Here is a 19,280-nt window from a genome sequence, read left to right as displayed (position 1 = left end):
AGCCTAAGCCAGTGCTTAAACTGTCGCTGAATGTAGATTTAAACAACTGTTTGACGATATTCGCGTCAAAACGCTGCTTAAGTGCCTTAGTGGGCAAGGCTCGTAGGGTGGTGGCTCAACTATTGGCAAGCCACTGGCTAACGGATTCAAGATGTTCATGCAGTTGGTCGGCGGTGACTTCGCCTTGAATGCGCGCATCACGAATTTCTTCGCCTTGACTGAAAAACAGCAGGCTTGGCGGGCCGAAAAGATTGAACTGATCCAGCAGATCACGACTTTGTGGGTCGGTCTGCGTCACGTCTGCGGCAATTAACGTGTAACCCTCGAATGCCGCTGAAACACGTGAGTCGGGATAAACATCGCGCTCCAGTAGCTTGCATGAAATACACCAGTCAGCCGTAAAGTGAACAAACGCCGGCTTATTAGTACTGTTCGCTTGGGCGATGGCCGCCTCAAGCGCGGTAAGGTTATCGACCTCAACAAACTCAAGCTGTTCCACTTGAGACTCGCCAGACCCAATCGAGGTGGCCGCAAGAGGACGCAGTGGGTTACTGCCACCTTGCGCGGCACCAATGACCAGCAGGACGCCCCACGCAAGCAGCAAAACCCCCAGCGTTTGACGTGCCCGCGGCCACCCTTGCGGTTGATTGAAGTTTAGAGCCCCAAGCGCCAGCGCCGTGCCGATAGCCAGCGCGGCCCATAACAAGAGTGCAACGGGAGCTGCCACCAAGCGTTCGATCATCCAAATTGCCACACCCAGTAGCAACAGGCCAAAGGCAATCTTTACACCATTCATCCAGGCGCCCGAACGGGGTAACAGCGTGGCGCCAAAGGTGCCTACAAAAAGAAGCGGTACGCCCATGCCAAGGCCCAGCGCAAAGAGCACCGCACCACCCATGACTGCATCGCCGGTTGAGGATATAAACACCAGGGCTCCGGCCAATGGCGCGGTGACGCAGGGTGACACCACTAGTACCGAGAGCGCACCTGCTAGCGCTAAACCCGCTGGGCCACTACGCTGAGCGCGAGCCTGCCAAGCGTCAATATGGTTGGCCAAGCGGGGCGAGAGATTCAGCGTGAAGGCCCCGAACATCGCCAGCGCAAAGAGCGTGAAGAGTACAGCGAAAGTGATAAGCACCGGGGCCGACTGTAAGCGCGCCTGAAGGTTGAGCCCAGCGCCAAACAGCCCCATTAAGATCCCGACCAGGGCGTAGGTCAGCGCCATGCCCAGCACGTAGCTTAACGAGAGAGCAAAGGCGCGTGGGCGGGTGGGGTTCTGGCCGACGACGATGGATGACAGAATCGGAATCATCGGTAATACACAGGGCGTAAATGTCAGCCCTAAACCGGCGATAAAAAACAGCCCCAGCGCCAGCGGCAGGCTAGCATCGCTGATTAGCGCGCTAAAGCGGCTATCTTCGCTTTGAGGCCCTGCGAAGTCACCCTGTGAGGTAGGGGGGACGGTTTCACTAGCGGCGCTATCGCCTTCTTGCCAGTTCGCAAATTGACTGGGCGGCTCAGTCTCACTCGCTTGTAGGCTCAAACGTTCCGGTGGATAGCATAGTCCTGCATCGGCGCAGCCTTGAAAGGTTAACTCAACGTTTAGCGGGCCTGCGTAGGGGGCGCTCAGCGGTACTTCAAACACCACCTGGTCGCGGAAGATGTAAACATCGCCCATGAATTCATCGTTGGTGAACGTGCCTTCGGGGATGTTGGGTTCGCCAAGCGTTATACCCTCGGTCTGACTGGAGACAGCAAACTGATGCCGATAAAGATAGTACTCATCGGTGATGTCGGTACCGATAAAAAGCGTTTCTCCATCGTGCCAAGCGGTAGGCTGAAAGGCTTCCATTACCGGTAAAAATTCATCTTGGTTGCTAGACGATGAAAACCATTGGGCGTGTGCGCTCAGCGGTAACCAACCGAGGAAAAAAACAAGTAAGGGAAATAGGCTCAGGCGTTTAAGAGATAACACGGTGCGTCCTTAATTAATGGCATCGCAAGCTAAGACAAATAGCATACCGCAACCTTGAATCTCTCGCGTATACGCTGCGGTGACGTGACGCGGTCGCTAATGGTGTGTTAATCCTAACAACCTAAAAGGTCGCCCGAAGGCGACCTTTTCACATACACAGAAGCAGCTTTAGAAAACGATTACGCTTTCTGGTAAGCGATAACGGATTTTTCAATCGCTTTGCGCGCAGCGTCAGCGCCTTCCCATGACTCAACTTTTACCCATTTGCCTTTTTCGAGATCTTTGTAGTTCTCGAAGAAGTGGGCGATTTGCTGGCGCAGCAGCTCAGGTAGGTCAGTGACTTCCTGAATGTCATCGTAGAGCGAGCTAAGCTTGGCGTGGGGCACGCAAATCAACTTGGCATCTTCGCCAGCTTCGTCGGTCATGTTTAAAATGCCTACCGGACGAGCACGAATAATGCTGCCGGGTTGAACCGGGTGCGGGGTCACGACCAGCGCATCCAGGGCGTCGCCGTCATCGGCTAGGGTGTGGGGAATAAAGCCATAATTGGCAGGGTAGAACATGGGGGTGGCCATAAAGCGGTCAACGAGTAGTGCGCCCATGTCCTTATCAATTTCGTATTTGATTGGATCGTGGTTGGCTGGAATTTCGATCACCACATAAACGTCGTTGGGGAGATCCTTTCCAGCAGGGATATTATCGAAGTTCATCGTTGATTCCTTGGTAGTACTGTGGCTTGAGTCGTGCAGAGGTTAGGTAATCGTTACAGAGTCGTTGATGGCGAAGAATTATACGAACATGACTACTCGATTACCAATGCGACATAGGTGGGCCGGTGTGGTTTAGCCGTTGCCCTATTATGAGGGAAATCAAAAAGGAGCGCATATAAAAGCGCGCTAATACGATAGAGACGTTTGTTGGGCATCGTTTCTGCTCCGCTGCGTGTATTATAGGCAGCGTTTATTGACAGTGAAGTCCCTCGATCGAGTCGGCAGCCTAGGAGGATGACTTGTCGCACGCCCAGTTGCTCATCAGTTATGGTCAAGCATTTGTCGCGCCCGACCGGCGCCTGCATCGCAGTTCTATGTCAGTTCGTTTTCCAGAAGCGCCGCTACTACGCGCCAAAGGCGGCTGCGCGGTAATTAGCGACTCCATTTCACGCAATACGATGGCGAAACAGGCCGGTGATCTAAGCGTGCGTGGCTTTCTGGCCGATTACTTCTCCACCCCTGATCATTGGGATGTCAAAACCTCGGCGACACGCGTGTTGCGAGCACTTAATAGCTGGTGCTATAGCCAGAGCCAGCATGTTAAAGAGGGCAGCTTTGTTTCTTCTATGTCGGCCATCGTGTTTCGTGGTCGTGAAGCCCATCTGTTTCATATGGGCGATACGCTGGTGTTTCGTTTGCGCGGCGCCGAGTTTGAGCAGTTGAGCCGAGACCATGTCACCGACTTAGGCGGCTACCGCTATCCTTCTCGCGCGCTGGGTATGGATGGCAGTGTCGATATTGACTACACCCACATTGCGCTAAAGCAGGGCGATCTGTTCCTGTTCACCACCCAGGGCGTGCGCGGAACGCTGCTGCCTTCAGACTATGTCCGCTTGATTCGCCAAGATGCCAGTGATCTGGATGCGGCCTGCGAGCGGCTTGCCGATGAGGCGAAGCAGCGTGCCCAGGATCGTGGCTACGGTGGCGATCAATTCTGCTTCCAGTTGGTGCGAATTGACGAGTTGCCGGATGAAGTGACGGAGCACCCTGGGCAGCTCTACGGCGACTTGCCGATTCCGCCCGAGTTAGCGCCGGGTGAGCGGTTAGATGGCCTTGAAGTTCTCGCTGTATTGTCACGCACGGCGCAGTCGCGGGTTTATCGCGTTCGCGATGTGCATAGTGAGCGTGAAATGGTGATGAAAGCGCCGAGCCCAGAGCTTTCGTTGCGCAACGCCTATCTGGAGCACTTCCTGCTTCAGCAATGGGTCGTTGAACGCGTTAATTCGCCCTTTGTAGTGAAGGTAATGGAGCCATCGCGTTCGCGCCGTTATCTCTATTATCTGATGCAGCATATTGAAGGTGAAACGCTACGCCAGTGGGCTGAGCGCCACCCTCAAGCCAGCCTAACGCAGCGCCTGGATATTGCTAACCAGCTGGGTAAGGCCGTACAGGCGCTGCATCACCGGGATATTATTCATCAGCAGATTAATCCCGATAATATTTTGATCGACCCCCACGGCAAGCTAGTGTTGACCGATTTTAGCGCTTGCCATATGCGTGATGGCGAAGGCCACCGTCACTCAGGCGAATTGCTCCGCCAAATAGGCTTTAACGAACACACCGCCCCTGAGTACGCCTTGGGCGACAGCATTGGTCGGCGTAGTGACCAGTACTCGCTAGCTTCGACGACTTACTGGCTATTGACCGGTGCTTTGCCTTATACGCTAACGCCCAATCGGTTACGCAGCCATACCGATCTTGAAGAATTAACCTACCGCAGCGCGCGCACAACCAACCCTGAGATATCCCAAGAATTAGACGATGCGCTTCGCCGTGCTTTAGATCCTCAGCGGGCGCTGCGTTTTAGACGGATGTCTGAATTTTTGCACGCACTCAGAGTGCCACTTGGGCGGCTACCCAAGCGCGAAGAGAGTCGCCAGGAGCCGCGGCGTTTCTGGCAGGGGGTGGCAGGTATATTGCTATTGCTGCTCGTGCTTTCCTGGCTGTTGCGTTAACAGTCAGCTACGCGAAACGGGGCGATGAAATTATTCATCGCCCCGTTTTTTTACTGCCGCACAGCTTATTTCTTTCGCGCGTAGGTAGTTTACAGCGTAAAAGTAGGCAACTTGCGCTCTGCTTTTGCCAGTTTCAGCTTGGCCACTTTCGGCAGGCCATTCTCAAACGGGGGGAAATCCTCGCCCTGAATTAATGGCGAGAGGTAATCCCGGCACGTTTGGGTAATGGCAAAGCCGTTTTCACTGATAAAGTCGCGGGGCATAAATTTCTCTTTATTGGCCACCTGAGACAGCGGGGCGGAGATGACATCCCACTGGTAGGGTGACTGAGAAATGCGCCGAATAGCGGGCATCATGGCATTTTTGCCTGCTAGCGCCAGCGTCACCGCTTCGCGACCTACCGCATAGGCTTGCTCAACGTCAGTTTTAGACGCCAAGTGGCGCGCTGCACGCTGGAGATAATCGGCTACCGCCCAGTGATACTTGTAGCCCAGATCCTGCTTGATCATGCCTGCAAGCGTCGGCGCTACGCCGCCTAGTTGGCGGTGGCCAAAGGCGTCGGTATTGCCCGCATCGGCCAAGAAAGTGCCATCTTCATAGCGCGCGCCTTCAGAAACCACGATCACGCAGTAGCCAAATTGTTTAACGCTTTCTTCCACCCGTGCCATGGCCGCTTTACGGTTAAACGGGATTTCCGGGAAGATGATCATGTGCGGCGGCTCGCCTTCGGCTTCGCCCGCTAAACCACCGGCAGCGGCGATCCAGCCCGCGTGGCGGCCCATGACTTCAAGTACAAATACCTTGGTGGAGGTGGCGCACATGGAAGCAATATCCAGCGACGCTTCCAGCGTAGAGGTCGCAATGTACTTAGCGACACTGCCAAAGCCCGGGCTGTTATCGGTAATCGGCAGGTCGTTATCCACGGTTTTAGGTACGTGAATCGCGGTAAGCGGATAGCCCAGCTTCTCGGAAAGCTGAGAAACCTTTAAGCAGGTATCGGCACTATCGCCGCCACCGTTATAGAAAAAGTAGCGAATATCGTGAGCTTTAAAGACTTCGATCAAGCGCTCGTACTGAGCGCGGTGCGTATCAATATCTTTTAGCTTATAGCGGCAAGAGCCGAAAGCACCACCTGGCGTGTGGCGCAGGGCTGCAATCGCTTCGTCACTCTCTTGGGTAACGTCGATTAGGTCTTCTGTTAACGCCCCGATAATGCCGTTATGACCGGCATACACCTTGCCAATCTGATCGGGTGCTTGACGACAGGCTTCGATAACGCCACAGGCACTGGCGTTGATCACGGCGGTGACGCCACCGGATTGGGCGTAAAAGGCATTATGCTGGGCCATGGAAACGTCTCATCTCCTGAAAATGGATAAAGTTAATCGATATCGTTTTATCACCGCCAATCACGCGCTAACCGGCATTGTCGGTGTTAAAGCACATTGCTGTAATGCGGCAAAGTTTAGCGTAAAGCCTGGTTTTCTGCATTAGCGGCTCTCTGCATTACTGCCTCTATGCATGAGTAATGCATCAGCGGCTAGGCGGCGGATGCCAGGTTCTACTCTGTGCCATCCATCTCTTGCTCGCGCTGGGCAAGCTGCCAGCCGCCCAAATCTTTATAGCGATTCACCATGGAGCAAAATAGCTCAGCAGTTCGCTCGGTATCGTAACGGGCGGAGTGGGCAGCTTTATTATCAAACTCAATGCCAGCAGCACGGCAGGCGCGGGCAAGCACAGTTTGCCCATATATCAAGCCAGCCAGCGTGGCGGTATCAAAACTAGAAAACGGGTGAAAAGGATTGCGCTTAATGCCACAGCGATTCACCGCCGCGTTCAAGAAGCCTTGATCGAACGCTGCATTATGACCAACTAAGATGGCGCGAGTGCAATCGTGAGCTTTGATTGATTTACGTATCGGGCGAAAAATTTCATTGAGTGCTTCAGCTTCGCTAAGCGCGACCTGGCTGCGCAACGGGTCATCCAGGTTAATGCCGGTAAAATCGAGTGCCGACTGCTCAACATTCGCTCCTTCAAAGGGGTGAATGTGGTAAGCATAGGTGGCATCAGGCAGCAGGTTGCCTTCCGGATCCATGGTCAGCGTAACGGCAGCAATCTCAAGTACGGCATCACCTTGGGCATTAAATCCCCCGGTTTCTAAATCAACGACCACCGGCAGGTAACTGCGAAAACGTTGGGCCATTAATTCGCGGGCAATTGCCTCGCTCATGCAGCTCTCCTTATGTTCAAGCGAGTAATAGTCTTCAAGCGAGTAGTAGTAAAGCGAGTAACCATTCGACATTAGCGGCAAGCCGCCGCTTTGAATGGGGTGATTCTAGCAGCTTTAGCCCCCAGGCGTCGTTGACGGTATTCGCTGGGCATTGAGAACGCTATACTCAACGTCTGTCTCAAAGATCTATCTCAACGGTCGGTCGCAAAGAGCGCTCGCATCAGCCAAGTGTGAATGGCTAGCGTGGTTTTGTTTTATCAATTTCTTATGGTCAATGAGGAGCAAAGAATGTCCGATGTCAAAAAGGTTGTGCTGGCATATTCAGGCGGCCTGGACACATCCGTCATCGTTAAGTGGTTGCAAGAAACTTACAACTGCGAGGTAGTGACTTTTACTGCCGACATCGGTCAGGGCGAAGAGGTCGAACCAGCGCGTACCAAGGCGCAAGCCCTTGGTGTAAAAGAAATTTACATCGAAGACCTGCGCGAAGAGTTTGTGCGTGACTACGTTTACCCCATGTTCCGCGCTAACACGATTTATGAAGGTGAGTACCTGCTGGGTACCTCTATCGCTCGGCCCTTGATCGCCAAGCGCTTGATCGAAATTGCCAATGAAACCGGCGCCGACGCTATTTCTCACGGTGCTACGGGTAAAGGTAATGACCAGGTGCGTTTCGAACTTGGCGGCTACGCCCTTAAGCCCGGCGTAAAAGTCATCGCCCCATGGCGTGAGTGGGACTTAACCTCTCGCGAAAAGCTGATGGCCTATTGCGAAGAGCACAACATTCCGGTCGATTTTGCCAATAAAAAGAAAAAATCGCCGTACTCAATGGATGCCAACTTACTGCATATCTCTTATGAGGGCGGTATTTTGGAAGATCCTTGGGCCGAAGCCGAAGACGACATGTGGCGTTGGAGCGTCTCTCCTGAAGCCGCACCCGATACCCCTACCTACGTTGAACTGACGTATGAAAAGGGTGACATCGTGGCCATCGACGGCGAGCCGTTAAAAGCCCACGAAGTGCTTGAAAAGCTCAATAAACTAGGTGGCGACAACGGTATCGGCCGTTTGGATATTGTTGAAAACCGTTACGTGGGCATGAAATCGCGTGGCTGCTATGAAACGCCTGGCGGCACTATTATGCTGCGTGCTCACCGCGCGATTGAGTCGCTAACCCTAGACCGCGAAGAAGCCCATCTGAAAGATCAGCTGATGCCGAAGTACGCGGAAGTGATCTACAACGGTTACTGGTGGAGCCCAGAGCGCCGCATGCTGCAAGCGGCCATTGACGAGACCCAAAAGAATGTAGCGGGTGTCGTGCGAATGAAGCTGTATAAAGGCAATGCTACCGTGGTTGGCCGCAAGTCTGATGAATCGCTATTTGATGAGTCAATTGCGACATTTGAAGATGATGCGGGCGCTTACAACCAGAAAGATGCCGAAGGCTTTATTAAGCTGAATGCTCTTCGCCTGCGTATTGCCGCTGGCAAAGGCCGTAAGCAAAGCTAATTTTTAAAGCGCATATGTTATTAGGGCGGCAGCTAATCGCTGCCGCCCGGCATATTAAGGAGCCACTATGTTAAAAAAATTATTATCCGGACTCTTTGGTAGTGATCGTCAGTCTGCTCCAGGCGCTACCACCAAAGCGGCTGATGCCGTGGAATACAAAGGCTATGAGATTGTATCTCAGCCGGATGATCAAAGCGGTCAATACCGCGTCAGCGGTTGGATTCGTAAGGCTGATGCCAGCGGTGAAACCCTTGAACACCGTTTTGAGCGTTCCGATATGCTGCCAGGTCGCGAAGCATGTGATGCCATGATGGTCACTAAAGCGCAGCGCTATATTGATGAAGTAGGGGAGGCAATGTTCGAGCCTGACCCACGTCGTGCTGGCGACAGTTCAGAGTAAGCCGACACAAACGTTCGTAAAGGAGAGGCGTATGCGTGTAGTACACCAAGCCTCGCCCTGGCGCTCCTTATTTAATGAGCATGGACATTTAAACACCATGGCGCTCGACGCGCCGCTCCAGCATCTTTTCTCAAAAACCTCTTCACCTCAGTCTTCCATTGCCGACGCTTATGCTTGGCAACCCTCCTTGGTTGAAACACTAGCACATTACGATTTACCCGCTTGGCGTATCAGCCAGATCATTAGTGATCATAATGCTTGGCTATACCGGCGCGCTATTGCCCAGTCGCTTGAAGAAATGCAGGCGCAAGGGTGGGGCACACCACCGGTCGATTACTGCGTGTTGATGCTAGGTTCGGCGGCCCGCTATGAAAGCCTGCTCGGCCCTGATCAGGATAATGCGCTGATTATCGATGATTACCCTGACCATAGGCATGTTGAGATTGACGGCTACTTCCAAGCCCTGGGCGAGCGGTTTACTCAACGTCTGGATGAAGCCGGCATTCCCCTTTGCCGAGGCCATGTGATGGCTCGCTGGCCAATGTGGCGCAAGCGGATAAGTGAATGGCAAGCACAGCTGGAAATCTGGAGCGCCGATCGACGGGTGAAGCGTGTTCAGCAGACTAATATTTTGCTCGATTTTTCTCCCATCGCTGGCAATCAAGCACTTGCCGCGCAACTGGGGGATAGCATCGCCGCGATACTCCCTAACGCATCGCTTTATATGGATGAAATGGCGGCGCTACTGAATGAGTTGCCGGTAGCTTTGAACCGCTTTGGGCAACTTGCCTCGAGCCCACACCTTGAGGCTCCTCACGAGCAAGCCATTAATCTGAAACTTCAGGGCCTATTGCCTTTGATTAGCGCTGCGCGTTTGTTCTGCCTGCGTTACGGGCTGCGCCACATAGCCACCCGCGAACGGTTGATCGCGCTCAGTCATATGAGAGATGGTCATACGGAAGATGGTCATAAGGTGGATGCGCTAACGTCGGCTGAATCGGCGTTGCTTATAGCCGCTTTTGAGCGTCTACAGCAACTCTTATTAGATCAGCAGCGTTACAACAGAGCCCGTGGCCAAGCCGCAGACGCCTGGGTGGATCTTCGCCGCCTGCGTGAAGACGAGCGCCTGCTATTAAAGTTTGATCTGCAGCAGATTAGAGCGTTTGTTCAGCGCGCCAAAAGTGGTTAGCGGAAAGTTCTTGGCGGAAAGTTCTTAGCTGAATAGGATCAAGCGTGGGTGTCATCCGGCGCCGCGGGTAGCTCCAGTGTTAAACAGGCACCGCCAAGCGTTTTGGCATCCTCAACCCAGAGTCGTCCACCCAGATGAGCGATAATTCCACGGCTAATGGGTAGTCCCAAGCCGCTCCCTCTGGGCCGTCCTCTTGGAATATCATCGTCTTGCTGTATCTGATGGAATTTTTCAAATACCCGTTCACGCTCCTCCGCGCTAATACCTGCCCCGTTATCCTCCACGCTTAAACGGAAATGGCGGCGATGGCGATAGAGCGACAGGCGTACTTTAGGCTGGTGTCGATCGGCAAACTTACTAGCATTATCAAGCAGGTTAATAATCACCTGTTCTAAACGATCATGGTCACCAACCACCATCGCTGGGTCTGCTTCTAAATGAACCTCTAGCTGGATACCACGCTCTTGGTGCAAATGCGCAATGGCGTCAATGCTGTGCCGGATAAGAGCGGCAAGATCCAGTGGCACCGGGTTAAGCGTTAAACGGCCACTTTCCAGGCGGGCAAGGTCCAGTATTTCTTCGATTAAGCGTGAGAGCCGTTGACTTTCGAGAACGATGACACCCAGAAAATGCTGTCGTTTTTCATCGGGCAGCTGGCCGCTATCGCGCAAAATTTCAGCAAAGGCGCGGATGGAGGTAAGCGGCGTGCGGAGTTCATGACTGACCATGGCGACAAACTCATCTTTTAAACGATCCAGCTCCCGCAGCCGTTCATTAGCGCTGCGTAACTCTTCGCCGATTTGGACGAGCTCTTGGGATTTCTGCTCTAAGCGGCGGTTGTACTCAAGGGTTTGCGAGGTGGTATCCAAAATACTAAGGATCGACTCAATATCCAGCGCCTCGCCGCGAACCACTGAGTTGATCAACACCCGCGCTGAAGAGCTGCCCAGAGCCCCCGCCAATGCCTGCTCTGCACGTGTAATCAACTCAGCGGCAGCGGGCTCGTCTGCTACAAATGCGTCTTTGGTACTGCTGAACACCCGTCGGGTGGTGTGAGCCCCCAGATAGCGAATCAAAAGCTCTTTAAGCGCCCCCTGGGTGGTTTGCCCGCGCCATAATGACGTCGAGAGCGATGTTGTTTGCAAATTAGGGTGCATTGCTTCGGTGAATAGCGCCGCCTGGGTTTGCTCCAGGGGCGTTGGGCGGGTAAACAGCGAAACACCGACCAGCAACCCGACGTTGACCAGCATGCTCCAGAGCAACGAGTGGGTGTAAATATCCCAATTTTCGAGTCCAAACAACGCATAGGGTTTCAACCAGCCGATTCCCCATGGCCCGTTTGTAAGTAGTGCGGTATCCAACCAGCCCGACTGGGCAAAGCCCGGCAACAGTAGCGTATAGCACCACACCAAGAAGCCGGCGATTAAGCCTGCCGTGGCGCCCTGGCGAGTCGCACCACGCCAGTAAAGGCCTATCAATAACGCAGGTGCAAACTGTGCCGCACCTGCAAAAGAGACCAAGCCGATGGTGACCAGACTGTATGAGTCGCCAATGAGCGCATGGTAGAGATAACCCAGCAGTAGAATAAGCACGATAGCGACCCGGCGAATTCCCAGTAGCCAACCGGCAAGCTCGCCTTTGGTACTTAAGTGCAAGCGCCGTGAGCGCAGCAGCAGTGGCATCACCAACTGGTTGCTGACCATTGTGGAGAGGGCGATTGTCTCGACAATCACCATGCCGGTTGCCGCTGAAAGCCCCCCGATAAAGACCAGTAGCGGCAGTCCTTCTAGACCTTCTGAAAGCGGGAGCGTCAGAACAAAGCTATCCGGGTCGCCTGCGCTCGCACCTAGCAGCAGGCCCGCCAAGGCGATAGGGATCACGAACAGGTTGATCAACAGCATATAGAGGGGAAATAACCAGCTTGCTCTCGCTAAATGCTGCTCATCGACATTCTCAACTACCAGCACCTGAAACTGGCGGGGAAGCGTTAAAAAGGCCAGGAAGGCGAGCACCAGCATGCCCACCCAACCCGTGACGCCGCCAGGAACGCTGTCTAACCGCATGCTATCGACCAGCGCTGGCGTGGCTGCTACCTGCGCAAACAGCGCCGCGGGGCCTTCAAACATCACAAAGACCACGAACACACCGACGGCCATAAAGGCGATCAGCTTCACCAGGGATTCCAGCGCGATGGCGGCCACCATGCCCTCGTGGCGTTCGCTGGCATCCAGGTGGCGGGTGCCAAAGAGAATAATAAACACCGCCAGTACCAGAGCCACCCAGAGCGACTTATCCATCCAAAAGTGTTCATCGACCAGTGTGGTGTCGGCCGCTTGTGGGTAGTTAATGAGCACCGCGTGGCTAACGGTAATGGCCTTTAACTGCAGGGCAATATAAGGCGTGATACTGATAAGCGCCATTAAGGCCACCAGTGCGCCTAAGCTGGTACTTTTGCCGTAACGGGCGCTGATAAAATCGGCAATGGAAGTAATGCGCTGGCGGGCGGCAATGCGCACCATCTTGCGGACCACGAAGGGTGCCTGCAGCATGGCGAGTGTGGGGCCAAGATAGATGAGCAAAAAGCTGGGGCCATACTCCGCAGCGCGGCCTACGCTGCCGTAGAAGGTCCAGGCGGTGCAGTAAACAGCAATGGAGAGAGCATATACCGTGGGCGAGCCGATCAGCGATCGCCCTTGCTCGGCCCGTCTGTCGCCCCAGGCGGCGACCACAAACAGCAGTGCCAAGTAGCCAAAGGCAGTGCCCAGGATGACGGCGTCAGTACGCATAATCAGCGATCCGCACTGTGTTCCATTAGCCAAGCCGTCAAACCGATGACGACTGCCCAAGCGCAAAACAGATAGAGCGGTAACCAGCCCACGTTAAAGGAGGGAAGACGGTCTACCACGATAATCAGTGGTGGGCAGAACAACAGTAATGCCACCACTACCAGGGCCATTAAGCGTTCGGTTTGCCGCGATTTAGTGCCTGAGTTTTTCATGAGGCTGCGTCTTTCATAGGGCGCTCGCATCCTGTCGGTCGAAAGCGTTGGCTTGTAGCGTTAATAGCTGTTCCAGGGTGTCGACACCGCGGGCCTCTAAGCGTGGCAGCAGGGCTAGCCAGAGTTCTGCGGTCACTCGAGCATCGCCTAAGGCAGTGTGGCGGGTGCCGGGGGGGAATGTTAGATCGTAGCGTTGCGCAAGGCTATCCAGGTCATGCCCATCTAAGGCTTCGTCCAGCGCGCGTGAAATTAGCAGAGTATCGATGACGGGAATATCAAAAGCGACGCCTTTATGACTGATGGCGAGCAGATCAAAGGCGGCGTTATGGGCCAGTAAAACGGCTTCCCCTACAAAGTCACGAAAGCGGGTAAGCACGATATCCAGCGGTGGTGCACCAATGACATCGGCATCGGTAAGGCCGTGAATGGCCGTACTGGCGGCCGGAATAGGCCGCTGAGGATCGACTTTTTGATCGAAGGCCTCGCTTGCCAATAGCCGCGCGTTGACCACGCGACAGGCACCAAGACTGATCACCGTGTCGCCTCTACGTAGCTCAAGCCCGGTGGTTTCAGTGTCAAACGCCACGACCTCCAAGCTGCGCAAGGAACGACTCGCAAGCGCTTCATCCGGCGGCGGGAGGTCGGCAATGCCAAAATCATGAAACTCGGGGCGTGGTGGTGCGGTTTCCCGTGGGGCACCAACGCGTTCAACGGCAGGGAGTGGAAGGCGTAGGCGGGCATGCACACCATCATCGTCGGCCAGACTCCAGATGTCGCTGGCGTGTTGGCGCAGTACGTCGGCAACACTGGGCGTTAGAGGTAGCGAGTTGAGTGGTTGCTGGCGCCACTCCGCCAATTCATGTTCGGGGATCGCTTTGCCGCGCCAGATAAGGTCTAAATAGACACGCTTATTGCCTAGGCATATCTCGCCTTCAAAGCCACTCTCGGGAAGGTGGGTATTGAGGTGCTTCACTAATGAGTCGAACAGCGCAATCAGGGCGGGGGCATCGCCTTTAAACCAAGCGGGCATGCCCACTGGGGTAATCAAACGGTGCTCGGGATCTAGGCGTTCATCCAGGGCTTGCCAGAAATCGTTCGACCACATCGGCGTTAAGCGCTCGCCCTGATGCTGCATGTCGTCGAGCAGTTGGCCGATCTTAGCCACGTTGTCGCCTAATGTGATGCCTTCCTCATGAATAACGCGCTCAAACCGTTGACGCAGCAATGAAGTGCTGGCGTCGTTTTGATGGCGCAGTTGAATCAACGCATCGGCGGCACTGGTTAGGCTGGCGGTATGCTGGCGCAGCGGTGTCAGCATATCGGCCAATTCGGCTCTTACGCCCATTTCACTCGACCACGACGCCGTTGCATCACCAAATGTAAGCAATGTTTCGCCATCGCTACCCGGCACGCGGCGCAGAATAACCTTTAGCCACCGGTTATCGCAGGGGGCGAGCAGCTCTCGCGGGGAGCCGTCGTTAGGCAGTTGGCTGAGTGCTTGCTGTAAGCTAGCAACCGGAAGCAGTGCTTCGAGGCGCTTACCTAAACCTAGCCCGGTATTGCCGATAAAAAAGTCTTCTGCCGCTTGATTAAACAGCATCACACGACGGTGGTGGTCACATAGCAGCAGCGGTGTTTCGAGTACTTGCAGCAGTGTTTCCAGCTCCTGGCGAATGCGTGCCGCGCTGCGGGCGCCGTCGGCGTGGGCGGTAGCGAGGCGGCTGCGATCTTCGCGCCAGCTTTCGCGTACACGGCGTAAATCTGGCCCCAGCCCTTTTAGCCAACCCTCGGGTGGGTGTTCGTCTCGGGCGTCGGGATTGGCAACCAAGCGCGCCAGTTGCACCTGTAAATGACGTAGCGGTGTAAACAGCATGCGTTCAAGCACTAAGCCCGCCAAAAATAGGGTCGCGCCGCCGGAAAAGCTGCCTAGCCATAGCGCCATTCGAGTGACGCCTGTGGGCGCGAGCTGGGCATCCAGCCAGGCGGCAAAAATAGCGCCACCCAATAGGCTGATACCGCTTAGCAAGAGCCATAAGCCAATCAGGCGCTGGCGTTTGGGCAGCCCACCTCGAGTCATGGCTGCTCCTCGATGAGTAGCGCTTTGACTTTTTCCACCAGAGATTGGGTAGAAAAAGGCTTGGTAATGTAGTCATCAGCGCCCAGCGCCATGCCTTTTTCACGCTCTACATCGCGTCCATGAGCGGTGAGCATAATAATCGGCAGTTGGGCGGTGGCTTCTTCGTTGCGCAGGCGCTCTAAAACGTCAAAACCGCTAATCCCAGGCAGGCTAATATCGAGCAGGAGTAAATCGGGCTGGCTATCGTTAACACGTGCTAACGCCTGTTCACCATCTTCGGCAGTCACTACCTCAAACCCTGCTTGCTCCATCAAGAACTCAAGCGATAGAACAATGTTGGGTTCGTCATCGACGACGAGCACTTTGACCATGGTGTTCTCCAGCTTTTATTTGTTTTAACGACGCATACTTGCAGTCTAGATAGATCGAGACAGTCAGCCAAGACGACCTTGGCCGAATGCACTAGCAATCCGCTAGCAGCGAGTAAATGCGATTGGTTTGGTACACTGTTTAGCTCTGTGCCATGGATTAGGCTTTGTACGAAAATTGCCTGCGCTCGCCGATTTTTCGTACAAACCCTCACGTGTTGTGGCTGACCAATGATCTACTGCTAAGGCTGCCAATGCGCGTACTACTGTTATCCGCCTACGAGGCTGTGAGTCATCGCTATTGGGCGCAAAGTTTAATAGCGCAGCTTGATGAGGTGTCGTGGACGCTTTTGACCTTACCACCCCGTCATTTTGCCTGGCGCATTCGTGGCAACCCACTGAGCTGGATGTTGAAAGAGCACGATACTCTTAGTCAGTCGTATGAGGTGGTGCTTGCCACTTCGATGGTGGATCTGGCGACGCTAATAGGGCTGTTTCCGCACCTTGGGCGAGCCAAGAAGATCGTCTATTTTCACGAAAACCAGTTTGCCTATCCCGAGTCTAGCGATCAGATACCCCAAGTAGAGGCCAAAATGGTTAATCTCTACACGGCGTTAGCGGCGGATAGCGTGGTATTTAACAGTGCCTATAATCGGGACTCCTTTATCGATGGTGCGCGAGCGTTTTTGAAAAAAATGCCTGAAAATCTTCCCGCAGCGAAGCCATTGGAAGCGCTGCGCGAGCGGTCTCAGGTTTTACTAGTACCCATTTCTGATAGCTCAACATCGCGACAGCAAACGGGTGTTCAAAAAACAGTGCCACAGCGCATTGTTTGGAATCACCGCTGGGAGTATGACAAAAATCCTGATGACTTCTTTGCCGTGCTGTTCGCGTTAAGCGATGCTGGAGTGGCGTTTGAGCTGGCAGTGCTGGGCCAGCGTTTTCGCCAAGCACCGGCCATTTTTGATGAGGCCGAGCAGCGATTAGCCAGGCATATTGTGGCTTGGGGCCCTCAGCCCGAGGAGTTGTATCGCGAATTGCTCGATAGCGCAGGCATCGTGGTTTCGACTACCTGGCATGAGTTCCAGGGCTTGGCGATTATGGAAGCGGCTCAGCGCGGGGCGCTGCCCCTAGTGCCGGATCGGCTTTGCTTCCCTGCTTTATATTCACCTGACTACCGCTACGACGGCACTCGGGAAGGGCTGTATGAGCGACTCAATGCCTGGCTGACAAATCCAGCTGCGCGTCCCGTACCCCTTGATACTTCGGTTTGGGAGTGGCCTGCTTGGCGCGAGGCCTACCGCCAGCTTCTATCCGTCGAGCCGGTCTAATCGCCGCGTCGGCCAATGCACCACGGCAGTATGGCGACGCATCTTTTGCGCAAGCGTTGGGTGCTCACGGCGAATCACCTGCTCGGCAAACTCGGATAGAAAGTGTGATTTAAGCTCTGCACGAGCGCGGTCGACGCCGCTGTGCTGGTAAGGGGTCGAAGCCAGCAGCATAAAGCCATCATCTGGGATGCGTCCGGCGCGCATATTGGTGTCAATGATGGTGGCTGCCGTACCAATGGGCACCGCTAAGTCCGGCCCGTAAGGGCCAATAATCAGGGCGGTATTGGGTAGGTGCAGAAAATCAAAGCCCCGGCCGATGCAGATCACCCATTCGCGGTGCTCGATATCGAGCTCCCGCTCGACGCCATGCAATTCGCTAACGTGGGCAAGGTTACCTTCCAGCAGAGGCAACAAATCGCGCTGCATGTCATGGGGCATATCGGGGCAAAGGGCGTTCAGTTGACTGCTTAATCCTTCTGGGGCCCGGCCAATCCACTCGCTGACATCAAGGGTGGTGCCGTCTTGGCCATGAATCACCAGCGCATCGCTGTCGGTTTCAAAGCCGCACACCAGCGGGTAAACCTGTTGGTGGTCGTGGCCAAATAGCTTGCCCGCCTGCTCGGCAATGGCATAGGCGTGTGCTTTCGCCGCTTGGGTATCGCAGTTAAACCCGGCGCAGCCGCGGGCTGGGTTGCCATGGGAAAAGTGGTAGGTGATCAGCATTAGCGTGCTGCGCCCCGCCTGAGCGGCGTCGACTACCGTCTCAGTCAGCAGTTCCCCCAGGTAGGGCCAGCCTAGATCAAAAATGCCGCCCAGGTTACGAAACGGCGTAATGATCCCTAACGGTGTGCGCGTGGCGTGGGGAATATGAATGCGCCCATCCATGCACTTCATGACGACGATAGATGTCGGGTGTTGTGCCATATAACGTTGCCGTGCCAGCCATGCCCCTGGACTACAGAAATGCTCGGCGTGTTGCCGTGACAGATCCAGTAGCGCATCAATACGCTGTTCAATGGGCTGATCATGCAGAAGCGTGGCAGGGGTAGGCATGGGGGACTCCGTCTAGGCGATTTCGGTTTTGTCTTTATAGTCGCATAGATCCTCAATAATGCAGCTACCGCAGCGCGGTTTGCGGGCAATGCAAGTGTAGCGACCGTGCAGAATCAACCAGTGATGAGCATCTTGCAGAAATGCTTTGGGCACATGGCGCAGCAGTTTTTGCTCCACCTCGACAACATCTTTGCCTTTGGCGATGCCGGTACGATTAGCGACCCTGAAAATATGCGTATCCACCGCCATGGTGGGCTGGCCAAACGCCGTGTTGAGAATCACATTGGCAGTTTTGCGGCCTACACCAGGCAGGGCTTCTAACGCTTGGCGGGTATTGGGCACTTCGCCGCCATGTAGGTTGACCAGCATATGACAGGTTTTCATCAGGTTTTCGGCTTTGGTGTTGTATAAGCCGATGGTTTTGATGTGCGCTTTCAGCTCGTCGATACCCAAATCAATGATCGCTTGGGGAGTATTCGCTACCGGGTAGAGCCGTGCCGTGGCCTTATTGACGCCCACATCGGTGGCTTGAGCGGAGAGCAGCACGGCGGCTAGCAGCTCAAACGGTGAACTCCAGTTAAGCTCGGTAGTCGGGTGCGGGTTCTCTGCCTGAAGGCGAGCAAAAATTTCATGACGCTTTTGGGCATTCATGGCGGGTCTCTTAATCAATACGAATGATGAATACGGACAGCTGTTTACACATCTATTTTGGGGCAGCTCAGCTATTTAATTGTGCCGGTGACGCGCACACGCCGCTCAGGCCGTGGCGTTGCGGCTGCTGGTTTGGTACGCGCCGCGCTGCGCTGATCAATGACATTTTTCAGTGCGATTAACATGCCTGCCACAAAAAAAGCGCCAGGTGGCAGCACAAAAAATAGGAATTGATAATCGTCGGCTATCGTCAGCTGCCAGTTAGCGGCTTGAGGTCCAAACAGCAGCGCCATATCGCTAAAGAGCGTGCCTTGGCCGAGTAGCTCGCGTAGGGCGCCCAGCAGTACTAGTACGGCGCCAAACCCTAGCCCCATCATAAAGCCATCTATGGCCGCTGGAATGATCGGCTGGCGCGAGGCAAAGGCATCAGCGCGGCCTAAAATGGCGCAGTTGGTGACAATCAGCGGAATAAAAATCCCCAACACCTGATAAAGTGGGTAAGCGTAGGCGGCCATCAGCAGCTCAGCGCAGGTCACAAAGGCGGCAATCACCATCACGAACGCGGGCAAGCGCACCGCGCTGGGTACCTGGTGTCGAATCATTGAAATGGCGGTGCTCGCGCTCACCATTACCAGCAGCGTGGCGAGCGCCAAACCCAGCGCATTCACCACACTGCCACTAACGGCTAGCAGCGGGCAGAGTCCCAGCAGTTGAACCAGTGCTGGGTTGTTCGACCACAGCCCATCCCGGGCCAGTTGGCGCCATTGGCCTATT

16 protein-coding genes are annotated in these 19,280 nt (G+C 54.7%); 5 read left to right on the top strand and 11 right to left on the bottom strand.

Features of this window, described 5'->3' with window-relative positions; all coding sequences use genetic code 11:
- Positions 1 to 115: 115 nt before the first annotated feature.
- Both dsbD and ppa read right to left on the bottom strand, forming a co-directional pair.
- Positions 116 to 1,975, bottom strand: a complete 1,860-nt coding sequence (dsbD, locus tag V8L71_RS14745) for a protein-disulfide reductase DsbD (protein WP_336274587.1) — start codon at positions 1,973 to 1,975, stop codon at positions 116 to 118.
- Positions 1,976 to 2,154: 179 nt separating this feature from the next.
- On the bottom strand, positions 2,155 to 2,685 hold the full coding sequence (ppa, locus tag V8L71_RS14740) for an inorganic diphosphatase (protein ID WP_008956424.1): 531 nt from the start codon (positions 2,683 to 2,685) through the stop codon (positions 2,155 to 2,157).
- 299 nt (positions 2,686 to 2,984) lie between these two features.
- Between ppa and V8L71_RS14735 the strand changes: the two genes are divergently transcribed.
- On the top strand, positions 2,985 to 4,700 hold the full coding sequence (locus tag V8L71_RS14735; protein WP_336274586.1) for a bifunctional protein-serine/threonine kinase/phosphatase: 1,716 nt from the start codon (positions 2,985 to 2,987) through the stop codon (positions 4,698 to 4,700).
- Positions 4,701 to 4,789: 89 nt separating this feature from the next.
- On the opposite strand, the gene V8L71_RS14730 is transcribed toward V8L71_RS14735, so the two are convergent.
- Positions 4,790 to 6,049: a 6-phosphofructokinase gene (locus V8L71_RS14730; protein WP_336274585.1), complete on the bottom strand. Its 1,260-nt coding sequence runs from the start codon at positions 6,047 to 6,049 to the stop codon at positions 4,790 to 4,792.
- A gap of 212 nt (positions 6,050 to 6,261) precedes the next feature.
- Positions 6,262 to 6,930, bottom strand: a complete 669-nt coding sequence (gene rnt / locus V8L71_RS14725; RefSeq protein WP_176303552.1) for a ribonuclease T — start codon at positions 6,928 to 6,930, stop codon at positions 6,262 to 6,264.
- A gap of 288 nt (positions 6,931 to 7,218) precedes the next feature.
- Between rnt and V8L71_RS14720 the strand changes: the two genes are divergently transcribed.
- From V8L71_RS14720 to V8L71_RS14710, 3 genes are all read left to right on the top strand, one after another.
- The gene (locus V8L71_RS14720; protein WP_336274584.1) at positions 7,219 to 8,439 is read left to right on the top strand and encodes an argininosuccinate synthase; all 1,221 of its coding nucleotides are present in this window, start codon (positions 7,219 to 7,221) and stop codon (positions 8,437 to 8,439) included.
- 67 nt (positions 8,440 to 8,506) lie between these two features.
- Positions 8,507 to 8,839 (top strand): HlyU family transcriptional regulator, encoded by a 333-nt coding sequence (locus tag V8L71_RS14715; RefSeq protein ID WP_336274583.1) that lies wholly within the window; start codon positions 8,507 to 8,509, stop codon positions 8,837 to 8,839.
- Positions 8,840 to 8,870: 31 nt separating this feature from the next.
- On the top strand, positions 8,871 to 10,028 hold the full coding sequence (locus tag V8L71_RS14710) for a DUF294 nucleotidyltransferase-like domain-containing protein (protein ID WP_101147177.1): 1,158 nt from the start codon (positions 8,871 to 8,873) through the stop codon (positions 10,026 to 10,028).
- 38 nt (positions 10,029 to 10,066) lie between these two features.
- Here the strand turns inward: V8L71_RS14710 and V8L71_RS14705 are convergent, their stop codons facing one another.
- The 4 genes from V8L71_RS14705 to V8L71_RS14690 are packed head-to-tail and all read right to left on the bottom strand — an operon-like array spanning position 10,067 to position 15,474.
- A complete protein-coding gene (locus V8L71_RS14705) occupies positions 10,067 to 12,814 on the bottom strand; it encodes an ATP-binding protein (protein ID WP_336274582.1) in 2,748 nt (915 codons plus the stop codon).
- Between the two features lie 2 nt (positions 12,815 to 12,816).
- On the bottom strand, positions 12,817 to 13,026 hold the full coding sequence (locus tag V8L71_RS14700; protein ID WP_336274581.1) for a hypothetical protein: 210 nt from the start codon (positions 13,024 to 13,026) through the stop codon (positions 12,817 to 12,819).
- Positions 13,027 to 13,039: 13 nt separating this feature from the next.
- On the bottom strand, positions 13,040 to 15,103 hold the full coding sequence (locus V8L71_RS14695; RefSeq protein WP_336274580.1) for a 3'-5' exonuclease: 2,064 nt from the start codon (positions 15,101 to 15,103) through the stop codon (positions 13,040 to 13,042).
- Entirely contained in the window at positions 15,100 to 15,474 is a 375-nt protein-coding gene (locus tag V8L71_RS14690; protein ID WP_336274579.1) for a response regulator transcription factor, read from the bottom strand. Before V8L71_RS14690 ends, V8L71_RS14695 begins: the two co-directional genes overlap by 4 nt.
- 251 nt (positions 15,475 to 15,725) lie before the next feature.
- On the opposite strand from V8L71_RS14690, the gene V8L71_RS14685 reads away from it, so the two are divergent.
- Complete coding sequence (locus V8L71_RS14685; protein ID WP_336274578.1) at positions 15,726 to 16,802, top strand: tRNA-queuosine alpha-mannosyltransferase domain-containing protein; 1,077 nt, start codon at positions 15,726 to 15,728, stop codon at positions 16,800 to 16,802.
- On the opposite strand, the gene V8L71_RS14680 is transcribed toward V8L71_RS14685, so the two are convergent.
- From V8L71_RS14680 to V8L71_RS14670, 3 genes are all read right to left on the bottom strand, one after another.
- On the bottom strand, positions 16,782 to 17,855 hold the full coding sequence (locus tag V8L71_RS14680; RefSeq protein ID WP_336274577.1) for a hypothetical protein: 1,074 nt from the start codon (positions 17,853 to 17,855) through the stop codon (positions 16,782 to 16,784). The genes V8L71_RS14685 and V8L71_RS14680 overlap by 21 nt on opposite strands.
- 12 nt (positions 17,856 to 17,867) lie before the next feature.
- The gene (gene nth, locus V8L71_RS14675) at positions 17,868 to 18,506 is read right to left on the bottom strand and encodes an endonuclease III (protein ID WP_336274576.1); all 639 of its coding nucleotides are present in this window, start codon (positions 18,504 to 18,506) and stop codon (positions 17,868 to 17,870) included.
- Positions 18,507 to 18,577: 71 nt separating this feature from the next.
- Positions 18,578 to 19,279, bottom strand: coding sequence for an electron transport complex subunit E (locus V8L71_RS14670; protein ID WP_336274611.1), 702 nt, complete (start codon positions 19,277 to 19,279; stop codon positions 18,578 to 18,580).
- Position 19,280 lies beyond the last annotated feature (1 nt).

The sequence above is a fragment of the Vreelandella indica genome (assembly GCF_037070225.1).
Taxonomy (GTDB): domain Bacteria; phylum Pseudomonadota; class Gammaproteobacteria; order Pseudomonadales; family Halomonadaceae; genus Vreelandella; species Vreelandella arctica.
The sequence above is the reverse complement of the archived record's forward strand: the minus strand, read 5'-3'. Positions and strand labels throughout refer to the sequence as shown.

What these genes read in the sequence shown, in the direction of transcription:
- V8L71_RS14695 (WP_336274580.1), bottom strand. Translation starts at nt 15,103, where the DNA reads ATGACTCGAGGTGGGCTGCCCAAACGCCAGCGCCTGATTGGCTTATGG.
- V8L71_RS14715 (WP_336274583.1), top strand. Translation starts at nt 8,507, where the DNA reads ATGTTAAAAAAATTATTATCCGGACTCTTTGGTAGTGATCGTCAGTCT.
- V8L71_RS14700 (WP_336274581.1), bottom strand. Translation starts at nt 13,026, where the DNA reads ATGAAAAACTCAGGCACTAAATCGCGGCAAACCGAACGCTTAATGGCC.
- V8L71_RS14730 (WP_336274585.1), bottom strand. Translation starts at nt 6,049, where the DNA reads ATGGCCCAGCATAATGCCTTTTACGCCCAATCCGGTGGCGTCACCGCC.
- V8L71_RS14720 (WP_336274584.1), top strand. Translation starts at nt 7,219, where the DNA reads ATGTCCGATGTCAAAAAGGTTGTGCTGGCATATTCAGGCGGCCTGGAC.
- V8L71_RS14705 (WP_336274582.1), bottom strand. Translation starts at nt 12,814, where the DNA reads ATGCGTACTGACGCCGTCATCCTGGGCACTGCCTTTGGCTACTTGGCA.
- ppa (WP_008956424.1), bottom strand. Translation starts at nt 2,685, where the DNA reads ATGAACTTCGATAATATCCCTGCTGGAAAGGATCTCCCCAACGACGTT.
- nth (WP_336274576.1), bottom strand. Translation starts at nt 18,506, where the DNA reads ATGAATGCCCAAAAGCGTCATGAAATTTTTGCTCGCCTTCAGGCAGAG.
- V8L71_RS14710 (WP_101147177.1), top strand. Translation starts at nt 8,871, where the DNA reads ATGCGTGTAGTACACCAAGCCTCGCCCTGGCGCTCCTTATTTAATGAG.
- V8L71_RS14690 (WP_336274579.1), bottom strand. Translation starts at nt 15,474, where the DNA reads ATGGTCAAAGTGCTCGTCGTCGATGACGAACCCAACATTGTTCTATCG.
- V8L71_RS14680 (WP_336274577.1), bottom strand. Translation starts at nt 17,855, where the DNA reads ATGCCTACCCCTGCCACGCTTCTGCATGATCAGCCCATTGAACAGCGT.
- V8L71_RS14685 (WP_336274578.1), top strand. Translation starts at nt 15,726, where the DNA reads ATGCGCGTACTACTGTTATCCGCCTACGAGGCTGTGAGTCATCGCTAT.
- rnt (WP_176303552.1), bottom strand. Translation starts at nt 6,930, where the DNA reads ATGAGCGAGGCAATTGCCCGCGAATTAATGGCCCAACGTTTTCGCAGT.